This window comes from Burkholderia sp., from assembly GCF_018375725.1.
In the GTDB taxonomy this organism is placed as follows: Bacteria; Pseudomonadota; Gammaproteobacteria; order Burkholderiales; family Burkholderiaceae; genus Burkholderia.
This window is the reverse complement of record NZ_JAHACR010000505.1, coordinates 1-1,607: the sequence shown is the minus strand read 5'-3', so window position 1 is coordinate 1,607 and position 1,607 is coordinate 1. Positions and strand designations below refer to the sequence as shown.

Here is a 1,607-nt window from a genome sequence, read left to right as displayed (position 1 = left end):
CGCTAGGACCTGAACCTAGTGCGTCTACCAATTCCGCCACCTGGGCACGTTTCGCTGTTGCTTGTTGCTGCATCGCGAAAGACCGCAATTATAGAGCAGTCGCGGAACGTGTCAACAGATTTTTTAAGATGCATGCGCTTCGCCATGCCAATGTCGCGGCATCTGCGCGCCGCCGGACGCGCGGCACGCAACGCTGCTTGGCCTGCGGCATCGGGTGTTAGAATGGCCCGCAAGCCGTCCCGACCGGGCATGGCGCTTGCCAACGCAACGAGAACAATCATCGATAAGCCCTTGAGCAAATATCCGTACCCCATTCCGAGCCGGGAAGAAATTCTCGGCGTGCTGCGTACGAGCGACGCGTCCCTTGCCGCAAACGACATCGCCGAGGCGCTGTCGATCAAGCGTCAGGAGCGCGAAGGGTTCTTCCGGCGCGTCGCCGCGATGGAGCGCGACGGCCAGATCCGGCTCGACAAGCGCGGTCATTATCAGTTGACGCATCCGTCGAATTTCGTCGCCGGGCGTGTGCAGGGCCACCGGGATGGTTACGGTTTCCTGATCCGGGATGACGGGCAGGACGACCTGTTCCTGCCGAACGGCGAGATGCAGAAGGTGATGCACAACGACCGCGTGCTCGCGCGGATCGTCGGCTACGACCGCCGCGGCCGGCCCGAAGGCCATGTCGTCGAGGTGACCGAGCGCGCGAACAAGCGCGTGATCGGCCGCCTGCTGAACGAAAACGGCGCGCTGATCGTCGCACCGGAAGACAAGCGCATCGGTCACGACATCCTGATCACGCAAAATGCGAAAAAGGCGAAGGTCGGTCAGGTCGTCGTCGTCGAGCTGACCGATTTCCCGAGCCGCCATTCGCAGCCGCTCGGCCGTGTCGTCGAGGTGCTCGGCGACATCGACGATCCCGGCATGGAGATCGAGATCGCGGTGCGCAAGTACGGCGTGCCGCACGAATTCAGCCAGGCCGCGCTCGATGACGCCGCCGCGCTGCCGGACAAGATCCGGCCGACCGACCTGCGTTTCCGCGTCGACCTGCGCGACGTGCCGCTCGTCACGATCGACGGCGAGGACGCGCGCGACTTCGACGATGCGGTCTATTGCGAGCCGGTCAAGGTCGGCCGCGGCGACGGCTTCCGATTGATCGTCGCGATCGCCGACGTGTCGCATTACGTGCAGCCGGGCAGCGGGCTCGACGCCGACGCGCTCGAGCGCAGCACGTCGGTCTATTTCCCGCGCCGCGTGATTCCGATGCTGCCCGAAAAGCTGTCGAACGGGCTGTGCTCGCTGAATCCGCAAGTCGACCGCTGCGTGCTCGCGTGCGACATGATGATCAGCGCGCGCGGCGAGATCAAGGCGTACCAGTTCTACCCGGCCGTGATTCATTCGGCCGCGCGTCTGACGTATACCGAAGTCGCGGCCGTGCTCGCGAACACGAAGGGGCCGGAGGCCGCACGCCGTGCCGATCTGGTGCCGCAGCTGCAGAACCTGTACGGCGTCTTCAAGGCGCTGTTCGCCGCGCGGCAGAAGCGCGGCGCGATCGATTTCGATACGACCGAGACGTATATCGTCTGCAACGCGCAGGGCAAGATCGAGCAGAT

1 protein-coding gene is annotated in these 1,607 nt (G+C 64.4%); it reads left to right on the top strand.

What is annotated here, in order from left to right:
• Positions 1–291: 291 nt before the first annotated feature.
• Positions 292–1,607, top strand: a 1,316-nt coding sequence (locus KH616_RS24890; protein ID WP_292254878.1) for a VacB/RNase II family 3'-5' exoribonuclease, incomplete at its 3' end; no start/stop codon positions are given.